The following is a 25,053-nucleotide window of genomic DNA, read 5'->3' on the forward strand; positions in this document are numbered from 1 at the left end:
TAACGACCAAGCGGAAGAAGAACGTCGATGGGCTGAAGATTGAGCGAAAGGCCGTCTGCGGACAGAGCCGTCTCGATACGAATATTCCTTCCGCGGGTATAGTCGTAGAGGGTTACCGTGCTGGTGTTCACGGTGACAGGGTCGACCGCCTCATCGAAGACGACATCCATGAAGGTATCGAGAGCCAAGCCGCGCTGCTCGTCTTTGGGATCGGTCAGGCTGACGCGCGGACGCACATCGTCCTCAGCGCCGCCGGTGGTGAAGGTCGTCGTGCCGGGGTTGATGAGGTTGTTCCCTGCGGCATCGGTCAGGCCTGCGGCGACGACCACGCTGTACTGCGCAGCGGCATCGAGCGCTTCAGAAGGCGTCAGGGTCATGCGGCGCTGGCCGCCGAAGAAGGAGACGCCCACCGGCACGATCTCATCGTCGCGTCGCAGGCTGACAGCGCCGAGCGCCGAGGCAGCGTCGATGGCTTCGTTGAACTCCAGGCTCACCCGAGCATTGAGCGGTACACCCCCTGCCCCGTCGGCAATCGAGGATTTGAGGAGAACAGGCGGCGCCTGGTCGGTCTCGAACCCTGTGGTGAAGTCGAAGTCGCGGGTGCCGGCGAGCGTGTTGCCCGCGGCGTCAGCCACCAGATAGTTCACCGACAGACGGTACTGGCGCAGGATATCCAGAGGCTCATCAGGAACGAGGAAGGCCTGACCATTGGCCGGATCCACCTGCACGGCCGCTGGGACGAAAGTGTAGGTTGTCCAGTCATAGAGGGTGACGCGGTCCTCGGTCAGCGTGGCCGGGTCGACCGCCTCGCTGAAGGTGATGCCGAAGGACGCGTTGACCGGCACGCCGGTCTGGTTGTCAGCCACCGTGGCGGCGAGGATCTGCGGCGCGGTCTCATCGGCGACCTCGCCCGTGGTGAAGCTCAGGACGAAGGGCTCCGCGAGGGCGTTGAAGGCAAGGTCCCGGACCCCGTCCAGCGTCACGGCATAGGGGGTGAAGGGTACGAGGTTGACCGGCGGGTCGATCGTCAGGCTGAGACCGTCGGCGGAGAGCGACAGGTCGGACTGAACCGGCTCGCCTGCGGGGAGCGGCGCGAGCACCACTGTCCCAGCGTCAAAGCTGCTGCGTACCATCGGCTCGGAGAAGCGGATCGTCACCGTGCGGTTGGTGAAGACATCGGTCGCATCCGCCGCGGGCACGGTCTCGACCACCAGAGGCCGGGCAATGTCGTTGTTGAAGGGGTCGCTGCCCTCAGCAGCTTCGGCGAGGTTGGTCTTGCCGTCGCCATCGGGGTCGAGGCCAGCATCACCCTCATCGGTGGGGTCGAGGCCGAAGCGGCTCTCATAGCCGTCGGACATGCCGTCGCCGTCCGTATCCGTATCGAAGGGATCGGTGATGTAGCCGTCGGCGCCTGCAAAGACCTCTTCGCCGTCCTCAAGGCCGTCGCCATCCGTATCGGCGCCGTTGATATCCGTACCGCGCGCGACCTCATCAGCGTTGCTCAGGCCGTCGCCGTCGAGATCGTCTTCGCCGTCCGGAATACCGTCATTGTCGGTATCGGGATTGAGGGGGGAGAGACCAGCATCGATCTCCACCTTGTCGCTGAGCCCGTCCTCGTCAGTGTCGGCCTTGGTCGGATCGGTGCCGAAGACCAGCTCCTCAGCGTCGCTAAGCCCGTCGCCGTCCGTGTCCTCGTTGAAGACCAGCGGGTCGGAGTTGATCTCTACCTCGTAGCCGTCGGACAGGCCGTCATCATCGGTGTCGGGATCGTTCGGGTCGGTGTTCCAGATGGAGGTCTCGGCCAGATCGGCCAGGCCGTCGCCGTCGCTGTCCACATCGGCGCCGACGATCACGTCGCTGGACCGGCCCAGATTGGAGGCGAGGTCGATCGCCGTCGCAGCGATGGTCAGGCCGCTCTCATTGTCAGGCACCTGCAGGTTGTAGGCGTAGGGGGGTACGGTGTCGGTAAACACCGTCTCGCCGTCCACCAGGAAGTTGACGGCGACCACGCGCACATCGTCCTCGGCTTCCACGGTGACAGGCACGGTGGAGCCGCGGACCAGTACGTCGCCGCTGAAGGGGCTGGTGATCTCAACCGTGGGCGGTACCCCACCCGTATCGCTCAGCTCCCGGTACTGAGCGATGAACAGCCGCGTCTTGCCGGTTGCCTTGTAGTCATCGCGGACCACGAAGCTCTCTTCGGTGATGTAGACATACTGCCCGTCGAGATCGATCCCGGTACCCGCATAGTCGCCAAAGGGCGAGAGGTTGATGACGCCCTGCAGGAAGGCCGAAGCGGGAACCTGGATGTTCACATAGGCCACGACGTTCGGGAACAGCTGCTCGGCGAAGAAGGCTTGATCGCCGTCCAGCACCACATCTCGCGGCGCGAGCGAGCGGTCGGTCCGGCGCACGATCGGGCTTGCTGGGTCGTTGAAGTCGATAACGGCGTAGCCCGTCGAGTAGGCGGCGACGTAGACGAAGCGTCCGTCGGTGGTCAGATCTTTGGAGAGCGACAGCGGCGCCGTCCCCGCCGCCACCGGGGCGGAGGGCGTGTCGATGGTGAAGCCCGCCACCCCTGCATTGGTGGCCGCGACGAGGAGGTTTCCGGCAGCCGCCACCCCCTTCACATCGCCCAGACCGCCTATGGTTCGAACCAGCGTCGGCACCTCGATATTGGAGATGTCCACAACGGCAACACCGGCCGAGCCCAACGCGACATAGGCAATGTCGCCAAGGACCTCGACATCCTGCGCGATCCCCTCAAGCGACAGGCCTGCGGCGAAGCTAGGCGCGGCCGGATCGGAGATGTCCGCCACTACCAGACCGTTTTCGCCGTCTGCGATCAGGGCGAACTCGCCTTCGAGCTTCACGTCGATGGCGGTGCCGGCCGTATCGAGACCATCGCCGACAACGGCGGGAGCCGCCCTGTCAGCCACGTTGACGACCTGAAGGCCAGCGGCCCCGGCGGCGATGAACGCCCGGTCGCCCGCCACGGCCACATTGTTCGCGTAGCCCGGAATATCTACGGCAGAGAGCGCCACGGGGGTGAAGGAGGAGACGTTGATCTGCGCCGTCGCCTCAAGGCCGCCGAGGCTAGCGGTGACCGTGGCGACCCCGGACCGCCCAGCGAAGACACGGCCCGACTCCGCGCCGAAGCTCGCGATCGAGAGGTCGTTGGAGCTGTAGTTCGTCCCGTTGGCCGTCGAGGTGAGGTCGATCGTGTTGCCGTCGATCAGCGTACCGGTGACCCTCAGCTGCGTGCTCGCCTCGGTGTCGATCGTGTTGAAGACCAGGGTGACGTCGGACGGGACGATCTCGATGGCTGCGAGAACACCAGCGAGGTTACGGTCGGTGGGATCGTTCGGATCCGAGCCGGTCGCGATCTCCAAGGGGTCGCGAATGCCGTCGCTGTCGCTGTCCTGCAGGAGGGGGTTGCTGATATAGCCGTCGGCACCAGCGGTGACCTCCTCACCGTCGCTGATCGTATCGCCGTCGGTATCGGCATTGGTGGGGTCCGTGCCGAGCTGGAACTCCTCCAAGGTGGTGAGGCCGTCACCGTCCTGATCTTCTGCCGCGTCGATCGGATCGTTCGGGTTGAGGCCGAAGGCGATCTCGTACTCGTCGGGCAGTCCGTCTTCGTCCGAATCGCCTGCCGCCGTCACCGTAACGAACTTCACCGCCAAGGTGCCGTCGAGCTGGACGGAGATCAGCGCATTGCCTGTGCCCACGGGCGTGATGGCGCCGCTCGCCGAGACGGACGCGATGTCGGGGTTGGACGAGATATAGTTGATGCCGCTGGCCGCCGAGGTGACATCCTCCCCGCTTCCGTCGGGATAGAGCGCGGTGACGTTAAGCTGCGAGGGGCTGCCGTCGAGGTCGAGGATGATCGTCTGGAAGGGGAGGATGTCGAGGGACGAGGGAACGACCGTCTCCTCGGCGAGGAAGAAGGCGCCCGGATCGACCGCCCCGTTACGCTGTACCGTGAAGAACTCGGTCTCCGCCGAGATGGTCTGACCATCGCGGATACAGCTTGCCCTCGCCCTGATCTGCCCGGATGTCGCCGGAACATTGGGTAGCGCAAAGCTCCCATCGGCGCCCGCCTGGACCACGCGGTTCAGAATGGAGATGGTACAGGTCTCGTCCAGTTCGAGCTCGACTTGGGCCTGTGCGGCAGCACTGCCGAAGAGGAACCCGGCTGCGGTAAGGAAGGCTGCAAACTTGACGGACATGTCTGTTCCCCCGGCTAGAGACGCTCTCGCCGTTATTGATCCTGACCCGTGACTTCGAACTGCCCGAACGCTGGCTCGGCGAAGGCGCCGGTGACCATATTGGGCGAAACTAACGCATTCAGTACGCTGTAGACGCTCGCTGCGTTGACGAACTCAAACCCCTCTTCGGTCCGCTGAGCGAACACAGGCTGAAGGGCATCGCCCGGCCTCGAGAAGAAGGCGACGATCAGCGGCTCAGCATCCATGACGAAGAGGAGCTCGAACTCCGCGAACTGCGCGAGGGTCTCTCCAGCCAGCGGTGTGGACTGCAACGCCTGGCGCAGGACAGAAGCGCTGTCCTCCGCATAAAGATCGACGAAGCGCCCGAGCTCGCCATTCGCGACCAGCTCCTGCGCCTCCTCAACGAAGCGCACAAAGGCCGCCTCATCATTAGAGGTATCCGGGTCGCTGCCGTCGAAGGACAGGACCGGCCATCCGATCTCGGGGTCGTTGTCCCGGCTCGGCAGGAGGGGGACTTCGAACTCCCGGGCAGTATCCCCATCGGCGAACAGACTGTCGACATCCGCTCCGCCTGTCAGCGCGACCGCTCCCCTGGTACTCCAACCCGAGACGATCTGGCTGAGGAAGTCGGTCTTATCGATGACGAAGACCAGCTTGCCGTCGCGGAGGATCTTGAAGGAGATCACCGGCAGGACGGTGTTCGACCCAGCCTGCCCCCGCAAAACGAAGGTCGCGCGGTCGCCATAGGTGAAGAGCGCCAGCACATCTTGAAGCTCGATCAGGTTCCATGTGCTCAGATACGGACCGAGTGCCTGCTCGATGCTGCCCCCCGAGCGAATCAGCAGTTCCGGATCGACCAGGCGGCGAAGCGTATCGAGATCGCGTGCCTCGATCGCCCGGATGAAGAGGTTGAGCGCCCTTGTCTCTCTGAAGGGCCGCTCGCCGGAGATCCGCTCCCAGGCCACATCGTCGAACCGAACGCCCGCAAAAGTCACCAGCGCACTGGTATCCACCGGAGCTTCCTCGATGGCGTAGGGCATAGGGATGACGATCTCGCTGCCGTCAGCGACCTGCGCTTCCGCAGCACTGGCCAACAAGGCCAGTACGCCGAAGAGGCTGCCCTTAAGGCGAGAGGAGAGGCGAGCCGACATCAGTTGCAGAGCCCCGCATTGGCGCCTGCGAAGAGCGGACCGAACTCCCATTTCAACCCGCCCGTAGACTGAACGGTGGTGTTGTTGGTTTTCTCTTTGACGGAGGCCGTGAAGGAGAAGGAGAACTTCAGACCGCCATTACCGAAGCCGCCGGTGAATTCCGTCGGGCAGGACGGTCCCTGTCCGAACTGGTACTTGAGACCCGCGCAGAGGTTCCACTCCAGCCGGCCCGGCTTGAAGGCCAGGCTGGCGCACTCTTCATAGTCGCCCGACCAGAAGGAGGAGTAGCCGGTGCAGGCATTGGCCTCCAGTTTGAGGTCCAGGGCCGGGACGAGCGAGCCCCGCAGGTCAAGCGTCGTACACTTCTCATTGTCGTTGCAGGCGTCCTCGGTGACTTTGACCCCGCCGCCGACCTCGGCCTTGATGTCGAAGAACAACCCGCCCTCGAGATCGAGGCTCATAAAGGCAGAGCCAAGCCAGCCGAAATCTACCTCGACTCGTGCTTCCAGGGCTGCGCCTGGGATGGGCCACGGGATGAGGAAGTCACCGGCAATACCGATCGTTCCGCGGCCGGACACTTCCTTCTTGCCGCCCGGGGTTACGTTGCCAGTGTCCCTATCGCAGCAGTTGGAAGCCTTGCCTTCCAAGGTGACGGTAGGCTTGCTGATCTGAAGATCCGCACCAGGCAGCCTGTCGATTACCTCCAGCGCTTTGTTCATGTTGTCGATGACTTCGGAAGGAAACTCCCAAGCAATCGAGACGCTCGTCTCCGGGTTCGGGATATCGTCGAGCTTCTTCTTGAGCTCGCCATCCTTACAGTACTGGCACTTGTCGTCCGGCGGAGCGTCGCTGTCGTCGTTCTCCGTACCCGGCGTTCCGTTCTTGCAGGTCGGCGCCTTGCAGTCGCCCGGCTTGTCCTCGGGCTTGTCGCTGTCGTCGTTCTCCTGCTTGCCGCCGTCCTTACAGCCGTTCGGTCCTGGCTTCTTGCAGTCGCCGGGGGTGTTGGGCAGCGGCTTGTTGGGATCGTTGACGCAGTTGCAGTTGCCATCGACGCTCTGGCAGTCACCGCACTTCGCGCAGCAGCCCGAGCCGCCGGGCTGGGAGCCGCAGTGCCAGCCGGCCTTCACGACACCGACGCCCTTGTTGGACTTCACCAGCGAGCCGTCCTGGGAGACCGTCCCGAGGCCGATGGTCACGAACTCCTCGATGTCGTGGTCGTAGGAGTACATCTCAACCTGGGCGCCGGGGGCGAAGCCGTCGACATTGGGCAGCTCCAGCGGGGCGGGCGGATCGAACTTGGTGCCCGCGGGCTGGATGGTGACGATGAGCTGCGGCTGCATCCCGTTGGGCGGCGCCATCGGCACCTTATTGGCGTTCACTGGCGTCACAGAGAGGAGCCCGCTCTTGGCGCCGTCGGGGAACGTCACCGAGCCCTCCTCGACCGTCAGCTTGAAGCCGGGCACCTCATCAAGGGTGTACTCCACCTTCTCGAGACCGACCATCTGAGCGTTCTCAGTGTCGAGCTTCACCATGTAGATCGGCGCTGGCAGCGGGTTCACCGCGCCGGACACCGTCACGATGTTGTAGCTGAGATTTGGCCATTCTCCGTCCACGGTGGCGGTGGAGCCGTCCGCGATCAGATGGACCGGCCCGACCGGCGCGCCAGTGATCTCGAACTGCCCCTCGGCATCGGCGACAGCCTGCCGGTTGAGGCCGTCGACACGGATGGTCACGCCCGGAATGGGGTTGTCCTGGTTGTCGAGTACCACGCCGGTGATCTTGGTCTGACCAGCATTACCGACCTTGAGGGCGGAGGCGGTGAAGCCAGCCCTCGCCTCGACACCGTCGATGGAGGCGACCACACGGTGAACATCGAGGCCTAGCTCGCTTCCCAGACGGAAAGCCACGCTGGCCCGGCCGTCACCGTCCGTGCGGACAATCTTCGTCGTGGAGCCGTCCTCGAACTTGCCCTCGCCCTTGGTGACCTTGAACGTCACATCGACCCCGCGCAGCAGGTTCGCGCCGGTATCGGTCACTGCGACCGTCAAGGGCTTGGGCAGCGGCTGTCCGGGGCCGGACCGCTGGTTGTTGCCGTCGATAATGGAGACCTTGTCGCCCAGGCGCGGCGTTGCGTCGGCGTAGAAGACCACCTCGCCATCATAGCCCGAGGCCGTCGCGCGAACGCGGTTATTGCCTGTCCCCGCCCGGCTGCCGAGGCGGAAGCTCGTTGATGCGAGGCCTTCGGCATCGGTTCGCACCAGGATGGCCTGGGCCTCGAGATCGGTTCCCGCGCCGACCTTGCCGTCACCCTGGATCGCCCGGAAGACGACCATCTTCTCCGCGGCCGGAGAGCCATTGGCGTTCTGCAGCTTGATCGAAAGCGGAGCATCCAGAGCGCTGAGGATCTCGCCGCTCTGCGCCTGGCCCGAGACGAGCTCGATCCGGTTGGGAAGCGGCTCCTCATAGGTGATCTCGATGCTCGTGCGACCGACATTACCCACCTGGTCCGTGGCCAGGACCTCGATCGTGTTCCTGCCGAGCTGGAGGGGGATGTTCTCGCCGAGATAGGTGCGGTTCTCGATCTTTGCCCGGCGACCGTTGACCGTCACCACCGCCTCGTCCGCGGTGACCGTGCCGCGCACGATGTCGTTGACGAGGCCAGTCACGGCGACAGTCGGTGTCTTGACGACAGCGGAGGCCAGCGGGCTCTCAATGGTGACAACGGGGGGCGTGAGGTCCTGGGAGACGACGATCGAAGCGGTGGTCTCTTCGTCCCCTGCCCCGCTTGCGCGTGCGACGATGGTGTTGAGGCCCTGCTCGAGGCTCACGAAGGTCGAGAAGGTCCCGCCGGAAAAAGTGACATTCTGTCCGTTCACGGTCAGCACCGTGGTGCCACCGCCGACCGTGCCTCTCACCTCCACCGACTGAGTGCCGACGGTGGTGAGCGTCGCCGGCGAGGTGATCGACACCTCAGGCCCTACGGGCTCCTCGTCATCATCCTCTTCGGTGTAGAGCTGCGGCGCGAAGTTGAACCGGGCGCGGCCGCCGAGAATTACCAGGCTCTTGGTGATCGTCTCTCCGGCAGCCATCCCGGTGGCGGAGAGCACCACATAGGGATCACCGCTCGGCGAGAAGCCGTCAGCGCCCTGAAGTTCCATGCCGTCGGTCAAATCGCCGAGTACCATCCAGACCGGGCCTTCAATGGTGCTGGCGGCGGTGATGGTGGCGCCTACGGTCGCGTCGCTCGACCGCCTGCTCCGTCTGGGACTGGTCAGGGAGACCTGCGCCTCCGCACCAAGCTCGGTCCAGGCGGTAGGGTCGTCCTGTGCGTAGGCGGACGGTACAGGGGCCCAAAAGAGGGCGCATACCAAAAGGGCCGCTGCAAGCAGCCAGGACGGATTCGTCACGTAAGTGCGGCGCATCGAGAACAGCCCCTCCCACAACGGAGCGCTGGATGCTCCGTAACCCGGTTTATCTCGTTAACACGGTGTTAGGGTGTCAACACGCCGCAGGGTTGTCAACGCTGAAAACTGCACCTGGCTGCATCTTTTCTGAACAGGAAACGCGAGGAAAAGGACTTGCACAGCGAGAGTAGCTGAAACCACTCGTTATTTCGGGGTTGCCGCAGTATTCGCGAGTAGCGCAAAAAAACGGCGCACCATCCCCGAGGTTCCATCAGCACTATGCAGAAGCGAGCCCGAGAGGGATAAGACGCATGCGGTCCGACGCTCGTCTAGAACGTCAGACCACCAATTGCTAGGAGACGAATGTTCAGCCGCGCTTGCGCAGCAGCAGGCCGCCGAAACCGGTCAGTGCGAAGACGAAAGCGCCTGGAAGCGGGATCGGGTTGACCACGTCATCGAGAACGAAGGCGATGTTGTCGATGCTGAAGGTGGTGTCGAAGCCGTCATCCTCATCGAACAGGTCGATGAACAGCGCGACGGTACGCCCCTGCAGCGAGCTGATATCCACGGTGAAGCTGCCAACGTCACCAGCTTCGATGAAGGTAGCCACGTCGAGCAGCAAATCCTCCGAATCGGCCAGGAGGACCTGCAGCGAGTCGCCGAAGAAGCTGGTTCCGTCTTCCAGCGCATCAACATCTGCCACCGCCTGGGTGATGTCGAACACGAGCGACACCGCGTTGCTCGGCACCAACAGGCCGGGATCGAAGGTGAAGCTCCCATCGTCGCCCTGGCTGATCGAGGCCACCAGCACATCCGCGCCAAGGCCAGCATCGGTGCTGAGCGTTGCGGTACCGCCACTGATCGACACTGTTCCGCCGTCTTCGAAAGTGACGAAGCCTGTCGAACCAGCACTAAAATCGCCGTTCACAATGGCGGCTTGACCGATCCCCAAGGAAGCGGATGCAGTTAGAGCGATAGCTGTCAGCGTCTTAATCATGGCTTGGTTCCCCCACCCCCAGGGCACGGACCTTTACGGTCACTTCCCCGTTACCGTCATTTCTCAAATACCTCAGGCTCAGTCAAGCGCCTCTTTATCTTGGTTACCGCCGGCGAAGACCGCTGGACGGCTCTTGACGCTGAGCGTTTGTACGTCCCGCGCTACCTCGGTCACCGGGAGGGCGACCTCGCTGCCCAGCGACCAACTCGAGTAGCGTTTGTTCAGCTTACGGTAGTTCAGCGACGCGGTCACCGTGAGCGGCCCCTTGGCCCAGTGAGGCACGTCGAAAGCGAAGCTCACCACATCCGCCCCGCCCGCGGGGATCGTCCGGCGGTAGGCCTCGCCGACCATGTTGAAGAGGTCGTGGCGCCAGACTTCCCTACCCTCTCGGTCGATGGGGACCGACTTGTAGAAGGTGGCCTCCTCATCGACATAGCCTTCGCCGTCGATCGCTCCCGTCTCGGCGACCAGCCTGCCCGAGCCATCGCGAACGGTGACCGCCAGCCAGGCTTCGTTGAGATCGGTGGTGCCGCCGGGAAAGGCGTGCCCAACCCCGATATTGGCGACGGAGATCTGCAGCTCGACCTTCTCTCCATTGTAGACGAGGGCTGGTGCGTCCGAGCCGCGTCGCAGCCTGGGATCGACAAAGGTCGTCTCCTCGGCGGCGCTGCGCTGCTCCACGGGGTCGATCGAGACCCGCATGCGTCCGGCCTGAAGAAACTCGCGGACGATCCGCTCCTGCTCCTCGAAGCCGAGGACATGGGGGATCGCGGTGTTGGCGCCGGGGAAGCGGTGGGACATCACCATGCCGTCGGCGTTGGCGGAGGGGTCCTCCGCGCGGACCAGCGGCATGTGACAGCTCTGGCAGGGCATGGCCTGATCGACGGCGAAGCGGTGGTCGTGCTGGCCGGAGAACGGGCTCTCCAGCCAGGACGAGTAGTCCGCCTGCATCTTGACCCAGCCCCAATCGTTCATGTCGCGGTCCATGAACTGCTCGTGGCATCCTGCGCAAAGGGCTGGAGAGCTAAGCACCGGCTGGTTCATCGCCTCCTTGTGGCTCTCGATATCGGCCAGAATCATCGCTCTACGGATCGTCTTGCCGCCTGGGACAGGCAGCGGCGCCATGCCGTCATCGGCGTCGAGCATGTAGGAGCCGACGCCCTTGAGGTGCACCATGTCCTTCGTACCGTGACAGGAGAGGCACCCCACCCCCTCGTGAAAGGCAGGGGTTCCTGCCGTGCCGCCATGATCGCCGCCCTCGGACAGCTCGCCGGTCAGAAGGGCAACGGGAGCGTGGCAGCCTTCGCAGTAGCGGGCCGCCTCCATCCCCTTGTTCTCTACCAGGAAGGTGATGTTCTTGACATAGGTGGGGTCGGCCGCCGCCTGCCCGTGCATGCTCTCTCGCCACTGCTCGAAGATCGCCTGGTGGCAGGCGCCGCACTCCACCGAGGTGGCGATGTAGTCCGGATGCACAAAGCCCCCCGTGCTCGTCTCGGTCTGCGAAGGCTTGAAGGGATGAGGACCGTAGCTCTGCCCGTAATCGGCAGTCTGCGGGGCGGCGGGTGATTTCCTCGGATCGGTGAGGTCCAGGACACTTCCCCCGCCCACGAGAACCGCGGCAAGCAGGAGCCCCGCGAGCCCTACCCGGCGGTAGGAGGCGAAGCGCGGCGCGGCTCCCTCTCGCCTAGCGGCCAGCACCACATGGAGCACCACGAGCCCGACGACGCTCAGCCCCATAACCATATGGGCAGCGGCGATCCCGGCCCGGCTAGTGGCAGGCCCGAGCACCGCAAGGGCAATCCCGGTACTGATTAAGAGCCCAAGGAGGAGAGCCGATGCGATGCCCGAGGCCGACAGGCCCCATCTCTTGATCCCGGCGGTCCTGCGGAAATGGTGGAAGGTGTAGAGAGAGCCGAACACGGCCAGGGGCGCAGCGGTCAACAAATGACCAAGACCCAGCAGAGCCATCGCCTCCGCCGAGACGGGCAGCACCGCTTTCAGAACCGCCAGCACCGCCGTGACAGTCAAAAGACCCATCGCCGCATTGCGCCAGCTCATCTCCGCACGGAGCAGCTCCCTCAGCCCCTGGCCCTGTGTGCTCATCCGTTCCCCTCCGCTGCCGAGCTCTCGCCTCGCCCGGCCTCGCTCCGCCAAGCGGCGTTGAGTAGGCCGCGCATGGCGAGCGCCCTGGCTTCTGGCCGCTCGGCCCTGTTGTTTGATACCCGCTCGAAGAAGGAGAGGGACGCTTGATCGTCAGCGCCAAGGGCCACGAGGCGTTCGAGGGCGAGGTCGCCCGCCTCGTCATGGCGCAGGCTCGCCAGCCTGAGAAGGAGCGGCTGGTGGCGAAGCTCGCCCCTGCTGCCCAAGGCCCGCCTGGCCATGGCGCGCCGGTGAGGATCCTCTTCGGTAGAGAGCTCACGGCGGAGCGTCGTATAGGCCCAAGGCTCGCCGCGAGCGACCAGAACCCGCATGGCGGCCTCACAGATCGCCGGGTCGTCCGCCTCCAGGCCGTCCGTCACGAGATCGGGCATGGCCCGAAGAACGCGGCTGGAGAGAGCCAAGGCTTCGAGCTTGGACTGGCTCGCGCCGAAGCCTTCTTGGCCGTCTCCCCGTGCAAGCGCGGATGCCTGATCGCGGCGCCAGGCTCTCGCCGTATCGGCGATCTGCTGCTGACGCTCGGGCAGCGCCGCTTCCAAGTCGCGGGCCAGGGAGACGATCAGTTCCGGGCGTACCCGGACCGTCATCTCATCATCCGCTGCGATGAGGCCGATGATGGCGAGGAGACCCTCCGGATCGTCTTCGAGAACCCGTCTGAACGGCACGAGCGCGCGGCCGAGATCGGGGCCGTAGATCTGGGAGAGGGACGCCATCGCCTGCGCCCTCAGCGTAGCGGAGACCGCCGGGTCGGTGCCCACCGAAACGAGGAACGGCAGGGCCTGCGGGTCTCTGATCGCCCCCAACGCCTGGAGAATCGCTGTTCTGGTAAAGACGGCTCGGGACCGCTCGTAAGCTTCGACCAGGGGCTCGACCGCTTCGGTCTGCTCGGCCTCGGCCAGGGCCTTCGCTATGCAGGCCTCGCCTCCCCTGCCGTCATTCAGTGCCCGGATGAGGCCAGATAGCCCGAGCCCCTTCTTCAGAAACACCGCCTCCTCCTCCCGGTAGAAGGCTGAGAAGGCATCGGCGACCGCGCAGCGATCCGAGAGACTGCCGGCGTCCAGCAGGACGAGAAGGTCCGGAACCGCACGGTCGAGCTCGAGCCTTGTAAGGCTCTCCACCGCGGCTCGCCTGACGGCGAGGTCGTCGTCCCTGAGCCCATCGAGCGCGGCGCCTACCGCCTGTGGCACCCGGTGTTCCGTCAGTGCCGAGATGGCCTCAGCCCTTACCGCAGCCTCCGGATCGGCAAGCGCGGCAGCGATCCGTGCGCGGTAGGTGTTGGCTTGCGGCTCTTCCTCGAGCCGCCAGGGCCTCAGCTCAAGACCGTCCCGCTTGACCACCACATGCCGGTTCACCGCGTCCAGGGGCAGCTCCTCTCCGCCGACGATCAGCGCCTGGACTTCCTCTCCCGTCTCCAGCGTCAAGATGGTCTGGCGGGGCTGGGAGCCGAGAAATGTTTGCGCCAGGGGGAAGGAGACAGCCCGCTCGCCGCGGGAGGTGAGGAGGGTGATGTTCTCGCCGGTTCGGTTCTCGATCCCCAACCAGCGGTCCTTCTCCAGCCCGTTGCGGTAGTAGCGCACCGCGCCGTTGTTCTCGGTCACGATGAGATCGAGATCGCCGTCATGGTCGGCATCGAACAGAGCGCCGCCGCGGCTCGATAGAGCTCGCATGAGATCGGGCTCGTCCGCCAATTCGAGGCGGCGCTTTCCAGTCGAGCGGAGGAGAAGATCCGGCTGGCCCTGGCTGGTTCGGTCGGCATGGGGATCAGGGGTCATTAGGCCGTTGAGGAGGATGATGTCCGCCGCGCCGTCAAGGTCGATGTCCCCCGCCAGAACGGACTGCGTCGCCAGGCCCGCCAGGTCGGCGAACCGGATACCGTAGGCGTCGGAGCTGTCGGTGAACGCACCCTCCTCGCCCCGCCGGGAGAAGATGCGGGCCCCTGCGCTTGCCGCGCCGCCCATGATGAGCTCGTCCGCTCCGTCGCCATCGAGATCGGCGAGGGCAGCACCGGCTGAGCCCTCGAGCCTCGACATGCCCATGGCCCCTGGCCGACGCTCAAACTCTGTCTGACCAAGCCCCAGAAGCTCCGCATCGGGTGAACCCGGACCGTTGGCGATGAGGAGGTCGGATGCGCCGTCCCCTGAGAGATCGGCGAAAACCGCGAACATGGCCCGGCCAGAAAGATCCGCCAGCGCCTCCGACTGCACCGTCTCATACGCAAGGCCGCCGCGTCCCAGGTGAAGCCGGTTGCCCTGGCTGTCGAAAAGCGAGGGGTCGAACCGGGCCGCCTCCTGTCCGGCGAAGGATGCCCTGCCTTCGAAGACCCTGCCGCCTTTCAGATAGGTGACGTAGCCGAGCTCGTAGACATCTTGCCTGCCATCACCATCGAAGTCGGCAATGACGAAGCCGTTGGTCCAGCCGCTGCCGCCCCAGGGCACCTCGCGGGCCTCGAACCGGCCGCCGACATTCTCATAGAGGCGGTCCGGGCCGAGGGCTCCGACCAGAATATCCTCATCGCCGTCGCCGTCGAGATCGGCCGCCGCGCAGGAGATGCCCCAGAGGTCCGGCTCGTCCGGCAAAAGCTCCGTGGCGCTCAGGAAGCCCCTGCCGCCATCGTTCAGGAACAGGGCGCTGCCGCCGCTGACGGACCACCACTCCCGCTCCTGGTGGAACCGGTTCTGGCCAGAGCCCCCAACGAGGAACACATCGAGAAAGCCGTCCGCATTCGCATCGAAGACACAGAGACCGCTGCCGAAACTCTCATCGAGGCCTTCGAGGTGCTCACCGCCCTGGGAGTGGCTCCAGACGAGACCTACCTCTTCGCTCCGGTCCCTGAAGAGCGGCTCGCTCGGTGCGGCCTGGGAGGTTTGGACCTCCTCGCGTTTTGGTGTTTCGGCCTGAGTCTCGGGGGTCTGCCGCATGGCAGGCAGGAAGGCGACTGCGGTGAGAACCGCCGCCACTGCCCCGGCTAGGAGCTGAGCTCGCTGCACCTGCCACCCATCTCGGCGGACTCACCCCGCCCACTGTGCCCTACTCCAAAACCTCCCACACGCCTTCGAGGCGGTCAAGCAGCTCGCGGCTGACTTCGCGCAGCTCCGCCTTGTTGCCGACGATGGTGGGTCTGATCAGGACCACCAGCTCGGTGCGGTCGCGGGAGTTGTCCTTGGCGGAGAAAAGCCATCCGAGCCCCGGCACGCGGCCGAGATAGGGGATGCCGCTGGAGGAACGGTTGTTGGTCTCAGAGATCAGCCCGCCGAGAACCACCGTCTCGCGGTTGCTCACCGAGATCGAGCTGGCGATCCGCCTGGTGGAGATGGTCGGCGTGAGAATGCCCGTATCCACCGAGTTCGAGACCGAGCTGACCTCCTGCTCGATGTCTAGGCTGATGAGCCCGCCCGAGGTGATCCGGGGGGTGACATTGAGGAGGACGCCGGTGTCGATGAACTCGATCGAGGTGCCGAAGAGCGGGTCCAGCCCCCCTCCCCCTGCGGTCTGCAGTCGCTCTGTCACCACCGGCACCTCGTCGCCGACCTGAAGCTCCGCCGTCTGGTTGTCGCGCACGAGGAGCTGGGGTGTGGAGATGACGTTCACCTCAGTGAGCGCCTCGAGGGCGGAGAGGATCGCGGTCACGTCCCCGCCGCTGGCGTTCAGAATGCCGGCAAAGCCTGGAAGCTGCGGCGCGATGGAAAAATCCCCGCCCCTGGTCAGCACGCCGGCGGCGCTGTCGATCGAGCCGCCGAACGTGTCCTGCAGAAGGAACTGCACGCCGTAGCGGATGCGGTCGTTCAGCGTGACCTCGGCGATGGTGGCCTCGATCAGGATCTGAAGCGGCGTGATGTCGAGCTTGTTCAGCGCACGCTCCACGATGCGGTAGTCGCGGGCATTGGCAAGGATGACCAGCGCGTTGTTTGTCTCGTCGGCGATGACGCGGACGTCGAGGCCTGCCGCCACACCGCCCTGGGGCGCGGAGAGAAGGCTCCTCGCCGCGGGCGCGGGCCTGGCCTGACCCCCAGGGCTTTCCAAGCTGGGAACCGCCTGCCGGGAAAGCGTAGCCGAGCGCACCCCCGGCGCCGTGCCGCCCAGGGTGGTGGACCGCGTCTGGCCGGTGAACATCTCATTGAGGAGACCCGCCAGATCCGCCGCCGAGCCGTTCTGCACGGGGTAGACATAAAGGCTCAGCCCCTCGCCCGTGGCCCGGTCGAGCTCACCGAGCAGGGTACGGATACGGCTGAGATAGGCGGGCTGCTTGGTCGACACCAGCACGGCGTTGAGCCGCTCGATGGGGGTGAGGCTGAGCACGCCGGTGAGCGCCTCGCCGGTCTGTGCCTCCAGGATGGACTGTAGCTCGGTGGCCATAACCTCCGCGCTGACCTCCTTGAGCGGGAACAGCCCAAGGGACAGCCCACGGAGGAAGTCCACATCGAACATGGTCACCGCGTCGGTGATCGACTGGGTCTGTTCTCCGGGTGCGGAGACAAGAAGGATGTTGCGGGCCGCATCGGCCTGCACCTGGGCGTCGGCGCCGACGATCGGGCCGATCAGCTCGGTCATCTGCTGGGCCGACACATAGCGGAGCGGCACCACGGAGAGCGCATAGCCCGCCTGGTTGAGGCTGCCCGGAAGCACCACGCCCGATCCTAAACCGCCCCTCGGCGCCTCGGAGAGCGGGATGATGCGGTAGGTCCCGTCATCGTCGATCAGGGCGGCGTTCACCGTACGGAGGGCAGCTTCCAGCACACTTAAGAGCCGGTCCCCGCTCAGCGATTCGGCGGAACGAAGGGTCACCTCGCCCTGGACGCGCGGGTCGAGCAGGTAGTTGATGCCCAGCGTATCGCCGAGGACGATCTGCACCACCTCCTTGATGTCCGCCTCGACGAAGTTGAGCATGACGCTGCCATCGGCAAACTGGCGTGCAGGCTGAATTCGTCCGGGTGCGCCGACGAAAACGCCAGTGCCTTCGAGCACGCGCTCGCCATCCAAAGTCTCACGAAGATCGTCGGTGCCCTGTCTGTTGAGGGCGACCTGGGAGGCGGCCCTTGCAGCCAGGCTGTCATCTTCCGCGCCGCGAGGAAGCTCAAGGCCCACGGGCGCATCCGGCCGAGCCGCACAGCCCGCCGCCGCGAGCAGCAGCAAGGCTGCAGCATTCCTCATGATCGATCCTCTGCCCATGATCGCCTACCCTTACGCCCCTGCCCGCGGGGTCAGTTGTCTCGTCGTTGCGGCTGTACGAGCCCGGGGGGCTGCGCCGCTGTGTTGGTTCTCGTCGCGGGGTTGAGAGAGCCTGGCGTCACGCGGCCCCCGCTGCCAAAGCGGCCTTCGCCGCCGCGTCCATAGGTATCGAGGCTCAGCGCACTGACCTCTCCGCCGGCGCTGAACCGGACCGAAGAGGCGGCGATCTCGGAGACGGTCCAGCTTCCGATCTCCTCGCCGACGCTCAGCCTTCTCGTCTCCCCCCCGGAGACGCTGCTGAGGACAGCGACGGGGTCCTGCCCCTCCCTGATGACGGTGGCGAGAAGAGCATAGTCCTCCGCCACGGGTCGGCGGCGTTCCCTGACGGGGGCCGGTGCCGCGCTACGGGTACGGATGAAGGGAGCGGGCCTTCGGCTCGCGCTGAACAGCGGCCGGGCCAGGATGGTTTCGACATCTCCTTCCGCCTCCAGGCCAGCTTCCCCTGCCGCACCCGAAGGAGGGCGTAAGGCGGAGAGAAGCTCCCTCAGAAGCAGCTGGGCGCCCTGCGGCGCAGCGCTGTCGGTTTGGTTCAACACGAGGCGGTCCGCTGCAAACACCATGCCGAGCACCCCGGCCAGGAGGAGAAGGAGGTTCTGACGCTTCACGGCTAGGCCCCGCCCCTCTCATCGGCGCTCCTGAAGGCGGCGAGCACCGCTGCTACCCGCAGCGCCCCCTGGTCCGAGCCGGAACGAGCGGTGAGGTCGATGCTGCGCACGGTCAGCCCGAGGGCTGGCCCCTCGATGCTGCGCAGGATGAGGACGGTGCGCTCGTAATCGGCCTCGAACACCACCTCCATGTCGAGCCGCTCAAGCCCGGAAGCCTCCGTCTCCGAACCTAGGAAGGCAAAGGACTGCAGCTCGGTCGCCTGGGAGCCGAGGATTGTGCGGAGCTCGGACTGGAGCGCGGCGGCCACCACGGGCGCAGGACCTTCCGTCGTGAAAGGTTCCGAGCCTTCGCTGCCCTCCCCCGAGCTCAGCCGCGCCGCCCTCTCCGCCGCCTCGGTCAGCTGGTGGGCGAGCTCCGCGCGCCGGTCGGTCTCAGAGCGATACTCGGCTGCGAAAGAGAAAAGCGGACCGACCAGCAGACTCCAGAGGAGGAACACCAGCAAGAGGAGGACAGCCAGGGCCGCAGCCTTAGAAGGCAGGCTTCCTGGGATCAGCCGCGCGCTCATGGGCGCTTCCTCACCTGGGCGGTGATCTCGAAGCTCTCCTTGTCCTCGCCCGGGCGCCGCCGGACCGGCTCGGCGAACTGCGCCGCCGAGAGGAGCGCCTGCCCCTCAATGGCCGCGAGGAGGGGAGCGGCATCGTTGGAGAGGCCGCGTACGCTGAGCTCCGTGCCGTCCATCGTGAAGCCAGTGAGATGGCTTCCATCGGGAACCGCATTAGTGACGGTACTCAGTACCGTGAGGATACTCGTGCCCTCTCTGGCGGTCAGAGCGGCGCCGCGCAGTCGCCCCTCCTCCGCGCGATTCGCAGCCGAGGGCAGAACCCGCCTAGCAGCCGCGCTGGCGTTCTCCAGGGCAGCATCGGCGGTGGTCCGGCTCCACACAAGAAACAGGCCGTAGAAGAGAAGGCCAGCCAGGAAAGCCGCAACAAGCCCGCGGCCGGTGAGCGAGGCCCTGGGCTTGCCCGGGGCATTGACCTGCATCCGCTCGTCGGGGCGGCGCAGCAGCACCGAGCTACCGCCTGGAAGCTGCGCCGTGACATCGAAGCTGTGCTCCCCGAGCGCCGTATCGGCGATCGCCAGCTCGTCCCTCACGCCAGCGTAAGGCAGCACCACCAGCTCGACCGCCAACTGCCCGCCACTGCGCCCAAGCACCCGGTGGCCGGTCAGAACCTCCCCCCGGCTGAAGGGAAAAAGCTTCTCCGTGTCGTGACTGACGATCTGTGCGAGATTGGCCTCAACCGCTACCGGGTAGCTGGTTTGCCTTGAGAGGAGAGGGCGAACGCCGAGGTCGAGCTGCAGAGGTCCGTCATGGTCGCCGATCGTGTCCGCGGAACCGTTCTCGGCCACCAAACCACCGTTCTCCATACGGACGGTCATGACCTCTTTGCTGCCGCCGATCGCCGACCTCAGGCGCCGCGGGAGCATGCCGGTCAGCTCATCGGTCCACCAGCGCAGCCCGTCCCGAGCCCGCAGCACCGGCTGCGAGGCCAGCAGACTGCTCCCATTCGTCAAGCCGGTAGCCATTGCCCAGTGAACCCCAATCGAGAACAACGTAACCTTGTCCCGCTTCGGTGTCACTATCACGCAAGGAAATGGTAACCAAAAGCGCTCCCCGCCGCTCCCCGTCGCGATAGGCAGCGCCGATGATCCGCCAGGCTTCAACGTCCGAAGCGCCAGGGCTTTCAGGGGCTTGCTGCAGCTCCTCGGCTTCTTGCTCCGCCCTCGTGAACGCCCTCGCGCGGGCGGAGCTGGCCGCTGCTGCCCGTGGGCTTTCGGGAGGCGCTTGTTCCGTCTCGCTGCCTGGGCCTGAAGGTGCTGCCGCCCCCGCTCCTCCCCCCCAGACCGTCACTTCGGAGCGCAGCCGCCCGGCAGTCTCGGCATCGAGCCCTGCCACCGCATCGAGATCGAACAGGCTGAGGAAGACGCCGTTTCTCGGGGGCGCCAGGCCAAGCCGTTCGTACTCGGCGCTTTCCGCCCCGCCGGGGCGGGTCCGGTCGTCAGCGTCTCGCCAGTCCATAATACGAGCGGCGAGCGCAGCCCCGTCCTGCCGTTCAAGCCCCGTCAGTAATTCCCGTAGCGGCGCCGCCTCCGCCTCGTTGAGATCGAGGCGGTCTGCGGCTTCGGGCTCGATCACGGTGAGAAGGGTGAGGTCGCCGAGCGTGGTGACCAGGAACTCCTCCTCCCTCCGCCCTGCCAGCACTGCGGCGATGCCGATCTCGGCAGCGCTCCTGGCGCCCTGCTCCGTACGCGCCCGGTCGAGGACGGCGCTCGCGCTCTGCGCGGCGCTGCGCCCCTGGCGGGCCACGGCCACGGCCAGAAGACTCACCACCGCCAGGGCCAGCAGCACCATGACGAGCGCCGCGCCGCGCTGATTCCGATCTTTCACTGGAAACGCTCCAGGACGCAGCGTGTGCCGTCTTCGAGGTTCAGGCAGAGCGGCTCGCGCGGCGGCATGACGGCGCTCAGCATCGGGACCTCCCCCCCTTCGCAATCGCTGCAGAGCAGCACTCCGCGCGGGAGGGTCACTTCACCCTCCCACCGGTCGGTGATCTCGCCGCCGGGCGCCATGAAGGCGAAGCGCATCCCGTCGGGCAGCGGCGCCACCTGCGAGTAGACCCCCTCGGCCTCCGCGTCCCCCGTCTCGAGATAGGAGGTGAGGCTAGATCTCGCGATCTGCAGCGTGTCCCCTCCCTCCCCCTCGGCAATGCTCAGCTCGTAGACGGTCAGGGCACCGTCGATCGGGGGGGCGTACGCGATAGTCGCAAAAGTGACCCTGTCGGCGGAGCCCTCGAAGACCACGGTCTCCCTGCCGCCCTCCTTTACCGTCAGCGGAACGGCGGAGGACAGGAGGCGGCCGGGGATCGTGCCTGCCACCATGGCCACGTCTAGCCGCTCTCCTGCCAGCGCTGCTCCCGAAAGCGCCCTTGCCTGCAGCCGCAGCTGCGCGGTGATCAGTACGGCGATCATGCTCACCAGCACTAGGGAGACCAGCATCTCGACCAGTGTCAGGCCGCGAGCGTCAGCCACCTGTCTGCCCTGCTCTATAGGACACCAGCGCAGGTCCCGGGGCGTCGCCGAAATAGACCTCCACCCGCAAGAGGCCCGTTGGCAGCACGGCCCCGTCCTCTCCGTAGGAGGCCTCGAACACATCCACCCGGTAGGGGATACCGTCCTTCAAGGTTCCATTCATCGGCGTACGGACAACATCGTACCAGCTTAGAAGAAGCGCCGCCTCGGCGCTGCGCTCAGCTGCGAGACGCGACCGCTCCGCCGCCCGCAGCCCCGAGCCTGTCAGCTGCAGCGCTGCCGTCAGCCCAGCGGTGAGGATCGCCAGCGCGACCACCGCTTCGATCAGCGTGAAGCCTCGCTGGGGCGCTCTCATGCGGCCTCACCGATGGTGACCCGTCCGGTGAGCCAGTCCACCAGCACAGCCCTTCTGCCGATCACCACCGAGCCCCCCGTCGCCATGCCGGAGGGGAGGAAGCGTAAGGAGACAAGGCCGTCATCCTGCATGGATGCTCCGGTAACGATCAGACCGGCGCTTGCGGGTAGCGAGAACGTCGTCCCGTCCGCCTTCACGACGAAAGCTGCCTCGACATCCACCAGCACTTCCGCAGGTGCTCCGCTGCGCAGGGCTTGGGCGCGGGCCTCTCTCAAAGCGGCCGCCATCTCGAGAACGGCCGTCCGCTGGGACACCGCGCCGGCGGAGGGCCTCGAGGTGATCAGCATGGCGCCGAGAGCCAGCACCGCCAGCACCGCGACCAGCTCGAAAAGCGTCAAGCCTTTCTGCTTCCTATTCCGTGCGAAGGGTCGAGTAGCGCACATCGGCCGCGTCGCCTTCCCCGCCCTCGGCATCGTCCGAGCCGAGGGTGTAGATGTCGTACGGAATGCCGGTCGAGCTGGTGCGGTAGCGGTACTCTCGCTTCCAGGGGTCCAGGGGCAGCTCCGCCTTGCCGAGGTAAGGCCCGTCCCAGCCCTGGGCGCCCCCTGCCGGGGCCTTCACCAGCGCCTCCAGCCCCTCCTGCTCGGTGGGGTAGCGGCCCATATCCACGTTGTAGAGTTCGAGCGCGGTCGAGAGCTGCTCGATCTGGGTGCGGGCGGTGCCCGAGCGGGCCTTGCCGAGATAGCCCGTAACCCTTGGTGCGATCAGGCTGGCAAGCAGCGCCAGGATGACCAGCACCACAAGAAGCTCCACCAGCGTGAAGCCGCCCTGCCTGCGTGACCGTTCGTCTTGATACGTCATAGAACCCCCGACTGCGCCGCGAACACCGCTACCAGGACCGAGCCCACGACGCCGCCGACCATAACGCCGAGGATGAGGATCAGGCAAGGTTCGAGGAGTGCCAGCACCCGCTTCAGCGCCTCGTCGAACTCCGCCTCGTAGCGTTCGGACATATAGGCGAAGATGTCGCCGAGCTGACCCAGCGCCTCGCCCACCTCGACCGTCTGCGCGATCCGCTCCGGGAAGACAGGCTCCTCGCGGATGGCAGAGGAGAGGCTGCTTCCGCCTTTCAACTCACCGGCGATCCGGTCGAGGGCCGGGGCGTAGGGACCGCCCGCGACATCACGGGAAAGAGCCACTGAGGAGAGAAGCGGCAGCCCGCCCTTGGCGCAAAGAGAGAGGGTGAAGGAGAACCGCGACAGGGCCAGAAGGTGCGCCAGGTTCCCCGCGATCGGCAGCCGGTAGGTGAGATCGCGCCTAACACCCCTGGCCCAATCGCTTCGCCATAGCAGGCCGACGAGACCGGCCAGCGCTGCCGCAGCGATCAGCACGATGATGCCGTGCTCGCGCAGTCCTCTGGAGAGGGAGAAGAGAAAATCCGTATGCCACGCCAGGTCCGGCACCCCCTCCAGCAGCGCCTCGAACTCCGGCAGTACAAAGAGAAGCAGCCCTACCACCGCCAGCACCGTGACGATCACCAGGATGATCGGGTAGATGAGCGCTGTCACCGCGGATCTGGCGATCTGGTTCATCCGTACCAGGTAGCGGCCAAGCTCCGTCAGGACCTCGGCGAGCTGTCCGGAACTCTCTCCCGAGCGCACCAGCCCGATATAGAGCGGCGAGAAGAGCGCCTCGTGCCTTGACAGCGCCGCAGAGAGCGCCTGGCCGCCTTCGAGCCCCGCTTCGCTCTCCTCGAGAGCGGCACTGAGCGCAGGATGGCTGGTCATGCGCCTTGCCAGGGGCAACGCCTTGCTGAGCGGGACGCCCGCCCCGATCAGCGCCGCGAGCTGCCCGGTGAACTGAGCCCGGTCGTCGGTCAGGCTGGTCCGCTGCAGTTTGAACCTGGAGCCGCCTGCGCGCGGGCTCTTCGGCGCGGTAGCCGAGCCAATGGTGGTGGGCAGCTCGCCTTTCTCCACCACTAGCGAGAAGGCGTGGTCGCGGTCGCGCGCAGCCACCGTGCCCGCCACGGGTTCGCCGCTTCTTGTCACGGCCTTGTAGGCGAACTCAGGCATGCCTAGCCGTGCACCCTCGTCACCCGCACCACTTCCTCGAGCGAGGTGATGCCCATCAGGGCCTTGTCCACGCCCTCTTCCTGAAGCGTCCGCATACCGCTTTTCTTGGCTGCTGCAGCCAGGGCCGTCGCATCGGTCCGGCTGAGCATGAGGTTGCGCAGCGCGTCGTCCACCACCAGCAGCTCGAAGATGCCGGTGCGCCCCTGATAGCCCCGGTTCTGGCAGTGCTTGCAGCCGACCGCTCGGTAAAGGGGCCTTCCGCCTTTCTCGAGGCCAAAGCGGTCGCGCACGGCCTTGGACGGTTCATAGGGCTCGCGGCAGTGCTCGCAGAGGCGGCGCACCAGACGCTGCCCCACCACACCGTTGAGGGTGGAGGCCAGAAGATAGTCGTCCACCCCCATATCGGTCAGCCGCGTAACCGCGCTCGCCGCATCGTTCGTGTGCAGCGTGGAGTAGACGAGGTGGCCGGTCAGCGCGGCCTGGACGGCAATCGTTGCCGTCTCGATGTCCCGTGTCTCGCCGATCATGATGACGTCCGGGTCCTGACGGACGATGGCGCGCAGCACGCGGGCGAAGTCCAGGCCGATCTCGGGCTTCACCTGCACCTGGGCGATGCGGTCGAGCTGGTACTCGATAGGGTCCTCGACGGTGACCACCTTCTCGTTGATCGAGTCCGTCTCGCGCAGGAGGGCGTAGAGGGTCGTGGTCTTGCCCGAGCCCGTGGCGCCGGTGGAGAGGAAGATGCCGTGCCTCGTCCTCAGCACGTCACGGAGCCTGGCCTTGGTCACCTCCGACATGCCGAGTTCGGAGAGCCCCACCGGCCCCTCGTCCTGGCGCAGGAGGCGGATGGTCATGGCCTCGCCGTGCAGGGTGGGCAGCGTTGCCACGCGCAGATCGAGATCGCGGCCGGTGATGACCGTCCTGATCCGGCCGTCCTGGGCCATGCGCCGCTCGGCGATGTCGAGATCCGCCACGAGCTTGAGCCGCGATACCACCGGCGCGCCCATGGAGAGTGGCAGCGTCTGCTGGTCGTAGAGCACCCCGTCGATGCGGTAGCGGACGACGAGCCCCTGCTCATAGGGTTCAAGATGAATGTCCGAGGCCGAAAGGGTCACGGCGCGCGAGAGGATCGTGTTCACGGTACGGATGACCGGTACTTCCCGGCTGGTGTCGATCAGCCGTCTGGCCACCTCATCGTCGGTGCCGCTCAGAAGGGCAGCGGAGACATCCTCCTCACCCTCCGGCTGCGCACCGCGCTTGAGAAGATCGAGCGCCGCCTCGGCGTCGCCATGCGCGATAACGGCTATGTCGATCTTCAGGCCCGAGGCGGCCTCCATGGCCTCCACGGTAAACCGGTCCGTCGGGTCCACCATGGCGAGCTGCAGGGAGGTCTCGGTCCTCTTGATGGGGACCACCATGGCGTCTTCGAGAAAGGTCATCGGCACCCGGCCGTCAAGCGGGTCGCCATCAGGCATGTCCGCCGCCCCCAGGAGGGGAAGCCCGAGACCTTGAGAGAGATGCCTGGCCATGGCGTCGTCGCTGAGGAGGCCGAGCTTCAGAATGACCGCGGCGGGATCCTGCCCGGTCTGCTTGGATGCCGTCTCGATGCGCTGCAGCTCGTGGGTGCTGAGCGCACCCGTGGCCTCCAGCACCCTGATCAGCTCACTCGTCTCGCCTCCGGCACCCTCGCCGGCAAACGCCCCATCTGCCATGGCCCACCTTCCAATATTGAAGCCTACCACGATTTCTGACAGACCAGAAAGGAG

Annotated in this window: 17 protein-coding genes; all 17 read right to left on the reverse strand. The window is 65.9% G+C overall.

The window, feature by feature from the left end:
• Window positions 1-4,232: Ig-like domain-containing protein (locus NOG11_RS13965; protein ID WP_256620410.1), on the reverse strand; the 4,232-nt coding region annotated here is incomplete at its 3' end.
• Between the two features lie 32 nt (window positions 4,233-4,264).
• Window positions 4,265-5,383, reverse strand: a complete 1,119-nt coding sequence (locus tag NOG11_RS13970; RefSeq protein WP_256620411.1) for a hypothetical protein — start codon at window positions 5,381-5,383, stop codon at window positions 4,265-4,267.
• Window positions 5,383-8,805, reverse strand: a complete 3,423-nt coding sequence (locus NOG11_RS13975; RefSeq protein WP_256620412.1) for a carboxypeptidase-like regulatory domain-containing protein — start codon at window positions 8,803-8,805, stop codon at window positions 5,383-5,385. The genes NOG11_RS13970 and NOG11_RS13975 overlap by 1 nt, the downstream gene beginning before the upstream one ends.
• 349 nt (window positions 8,806-9,154) lie before the next feature.
• Window positions 9,155-9,784 (reverse strand): hypothetical protein, encoded by a 630-nt coding sequence (locus NOG11_RS13980; RefSeq protein WP_256620413.1) that lies wholly within the window; start codon window positions 9,782-9,784, stop codon window positions 9,155-9,157.
• A gap of 78 nt (window positions 9,785-9,862) precedes the next feature.
• Entirely contained in the window at window positions 9,863-11,887 is a 2,025-nt protein-coding gene (locus NOG11_RS13985) for a multiheme c-type cytochrome (RefSeq protein WP_256620414.1), read from the reverse strand.
• Window positions 11,884-14,928, reverse strand: a complete 3,045-nt coding sequence (locus NOG11_RS13990; RefSeq protein ID WP_256620415.1) for an FG-GAP-like repeat-containing protein — start codon at window positions 14,926-14,928, stop codon at window positions 11,884-11,886. Before NOG11_RS13990 ends, NOG11_RS13985 begins: the two co-directional genes overlap by 4 nt.
• Window positions 14,929-14,968: 40 nt before the next feature.
• Window positions 14,969-17,089 carry a type II secretion system secretin GspD gene (gene gspD, locus NOG11_RS13995; protein ID WP_256620416.1) on the reverse strand — a complete coding sequence of 707 codons (2,121 nt, stop codon included), beginning with the start codon at window positions 17,087-17,089 and terminating at the stop codon, window positions 14,969-14,971.
• 50 nt (window positions 17,090-17,139) lie between these two features.
• The gene (locus NOG11_RS14000; RefSeq protein ID WP_256620417.1) at window positions 17,140-17,772 is read right to left on the reverse strand and encodes a hypothetical protein; all 633 of its coding nucleotides are present in this window, start codon (window positions 17,770-17,772) and stop codon (window positions 17,140-17,142) included.
• Between the two features lie 2 nt (window positions 17,773-17,774).
• A complete protein-coding gene (locus tag NOG11_RS14005; RefSeq protein ID WP_256620418.1) occupies window positions 17,775-18,338 on the reverse strand; it encodes a GspMb/PilO family protein in 564 nt (187 codons plus the stop codon).
• Window positions 18,335-19,258, reverse strand: coding sequence for a PilN domain-containing protein (locus tag NOG11_RS14010; RefSeq protein ID WP_256620419.1), 924 nt, complete (start codon window positions 19,256-19,258; stop codon window positions 18,335-18,337). Before NOG11_RS14010 ends, NOG11_RS14005 begins: the two co-directional genes overlap by 4 nt.
• 10 nt (window positions 19,259-19,268) lie before the next feature.
• Window positions 19,269-20,219 (reverse strand): type II secretion system protein GspK, encoded by a 951-nt coding sequence (locus tag NOG11_RS14015; RefSeq protein WP_256620420.1) that lies wholly within the window; start codon window positions 20,217-20,219, stop codon window positions 19,269-19,271.
• Window positions 20,216-20,860: a PulJ/GspJ family protein gene (locus NOG11_RS14020; protein WP_256620421.1), complete on the reverse strand. Its 645-nt coding sequence runs from the start codon at window positions 20,858-20,860 to the stop codon at window positions 20,216-20,218. The genes NOG11_RS14015 and NOG11_RS14020 overlap by 4 nt, the downstream gene beginning before the upstream one ends.
• Entirely contained in the window at window positions 20,853-21,215 is a 363-nt protein-coding gene (locus NOG11_RS14025; RefSeq protein ID WP_256620422.1) for a PulJ/GspJ family protein, read from the reverse strand. Before NOG11_RS14025 ends, NOG11_RS14020 begins: the two co-directional genes overlap by 8 nt.
• Window positions 21,212-21,688, reverse strand: coding sequence for a GspH/FimT family pseudopilin (locus NOG11_RS14030; RefSeq protein ID WP_370468301.1), 477 nt, complete (start codon window positions 21,686-21,688; stop codon window positions 21,212-21,214). Before NOG11_RS14030 ends, NOG11_RS14025 begins: the two co-directional genes overlap by 4 nt.
• Window positions 21,627-22,076 carry a type II secretion system major pseudopilin GspG gene (gene gspG / locus NOG11_RS14035; RefSeq protein ID WP_256620424.1) on the reverse strand — a complete coding sequence of 150 codons (450 nt, stop codon included), beginning with the start codon at window positions 22,074-22,076 and terminating at the stop codon, window positions 21,627-21,629. Before gspG ends, NOG11_RS14030 begins: the two co-directional genes overlap by 62 nt.
• Window positions 22,073-23,287 carry a type II secretion system F family protein gene (locus NOG11_RS14040; protein WP_256620425.1) on the reverse strand — a complete coding sequence of 405 codons (1,215 nt, stop codon included), beginning with the start codon at window positions 23,285-23,287 and terminating at the stop codon, window positions 22,073-22,075. Before NOG11_RS14040 ends, gspG begins: the two co-directional genes overlap by 4 nt.
• 2 nt (window positions 23,288-23,289) lie before the next feature.
• Complete coding sequence (locus NOG11_RS14045; protein WP_256620426.1) at window positions 23,290-24,999, reverse strand: GspE/PulE family protein; 1,710 nt, start codon at window positions 24,997-24,999, stop codon at window positions 23,290-23,292.
• Window positions 25,000-25,053 lie beyond the last annotated feature (54 nt).

This window comes from Parvularcula maris (genome assembly GCF_024505085.1).
Taxonomy (GTDB): domain Bacteria; phylum Pseudomonadota; class Alphaproteobacteria; order Caulobacterales; family Parvularculaceae; genus Parvularcula; species Parvularcula maris.

Excerpts from the sequence above, each read along its gene's own strand:
- NOG11_RS13970 (WP_256620411.1), bottom strand. The coding sequence starts at position 5,383 with ATGTCGGCTCGCCTCTCCTCTCGCCTTAAGGGCAGCCTCTTCGGCGTA.
- NOG11_RS13975 (WP_256620412.1), bottom strand. The coding sequence starts at position 8,805 with ATGCGCCGCACTTACGTGACGAATCCGTCCTGGCTGCTTGCAGCGGCC.
- NOG11_RS13980 (WP_256620413.1), bottom strand. The coding sequence starts at position 9,784 with ATGATTAAGACGCTGACAGCTATCGCTCTAACTGCATCCGCTTCCTTG.
- NOG11_RS13985 (WP_256620414.1), bottom strand. The coding sequence starts at position 11,887 with ATGAGCACACAGGGCCAGGGGCTGAGGGAGCTGCTCCGTGCGGAGATG.
- gspD (WP_256620416.1), bottom strand. The coding sequence starts at position 17,089 with ATGAGGAATGCTGCAGCCTTGCTGCTGCTCGCGGCGGCGGGCTGTGCG.
- NOG11_RS14005 (WP_256620418.1), bottom strand. The coding sequence starts at position 18,338 with ATGAGCGCGCGGCTGATCCCAGGAAGCCTGCCTTCTAAGGCTGCGGCC.
- NOG11_RS14010 (WP_256620419.1), bottom strand. The coding sequence starts at position 19,258 with ATGCTCCCGCGGCGCCTGAGGTCGGCGATCGGCGGCAGCAAAGAGGTC.
- NOG11_RS14025 (WP_256620422.1), bottom strand. The coding sequence starts at position 21,215 with ATGAGAGCGCCCCAGCGAGGCTTCACGCTGATCGAAGCGGTGGTCGCG.
- NOG11_RS14030 (WP_370468301.1), bottom strand. The coding sequence starts at position 21,688 with ATGCCGAGGGCGGGGAAGGCGACGCGGCCGATGTGCGCTACTCGACCC.
- gspG (WP_256620424.1), bottom strand. The coding sequence starts at position 22,076 with ATGACGTATCAAGACGAACGGTCACGCAGGCAGGGCGGCTTCACGCTG.
- NOG11_RS14040 (WP_256620425.1), bottom strand. The coding sequence starts at position 23,287 with ATGCCTGAGTTCGCCTACAAGGCCGTGACAAGAAGCGGCGAACCCGTG.
- NOG11_RS14045 (WP_256620426.1), bottom strand. The coding sequence starts at position 24,999 with ATGGCAGATGGGGCGTTTGCCGGCGAGGGTGCCGGAGGCGAGACGAGT.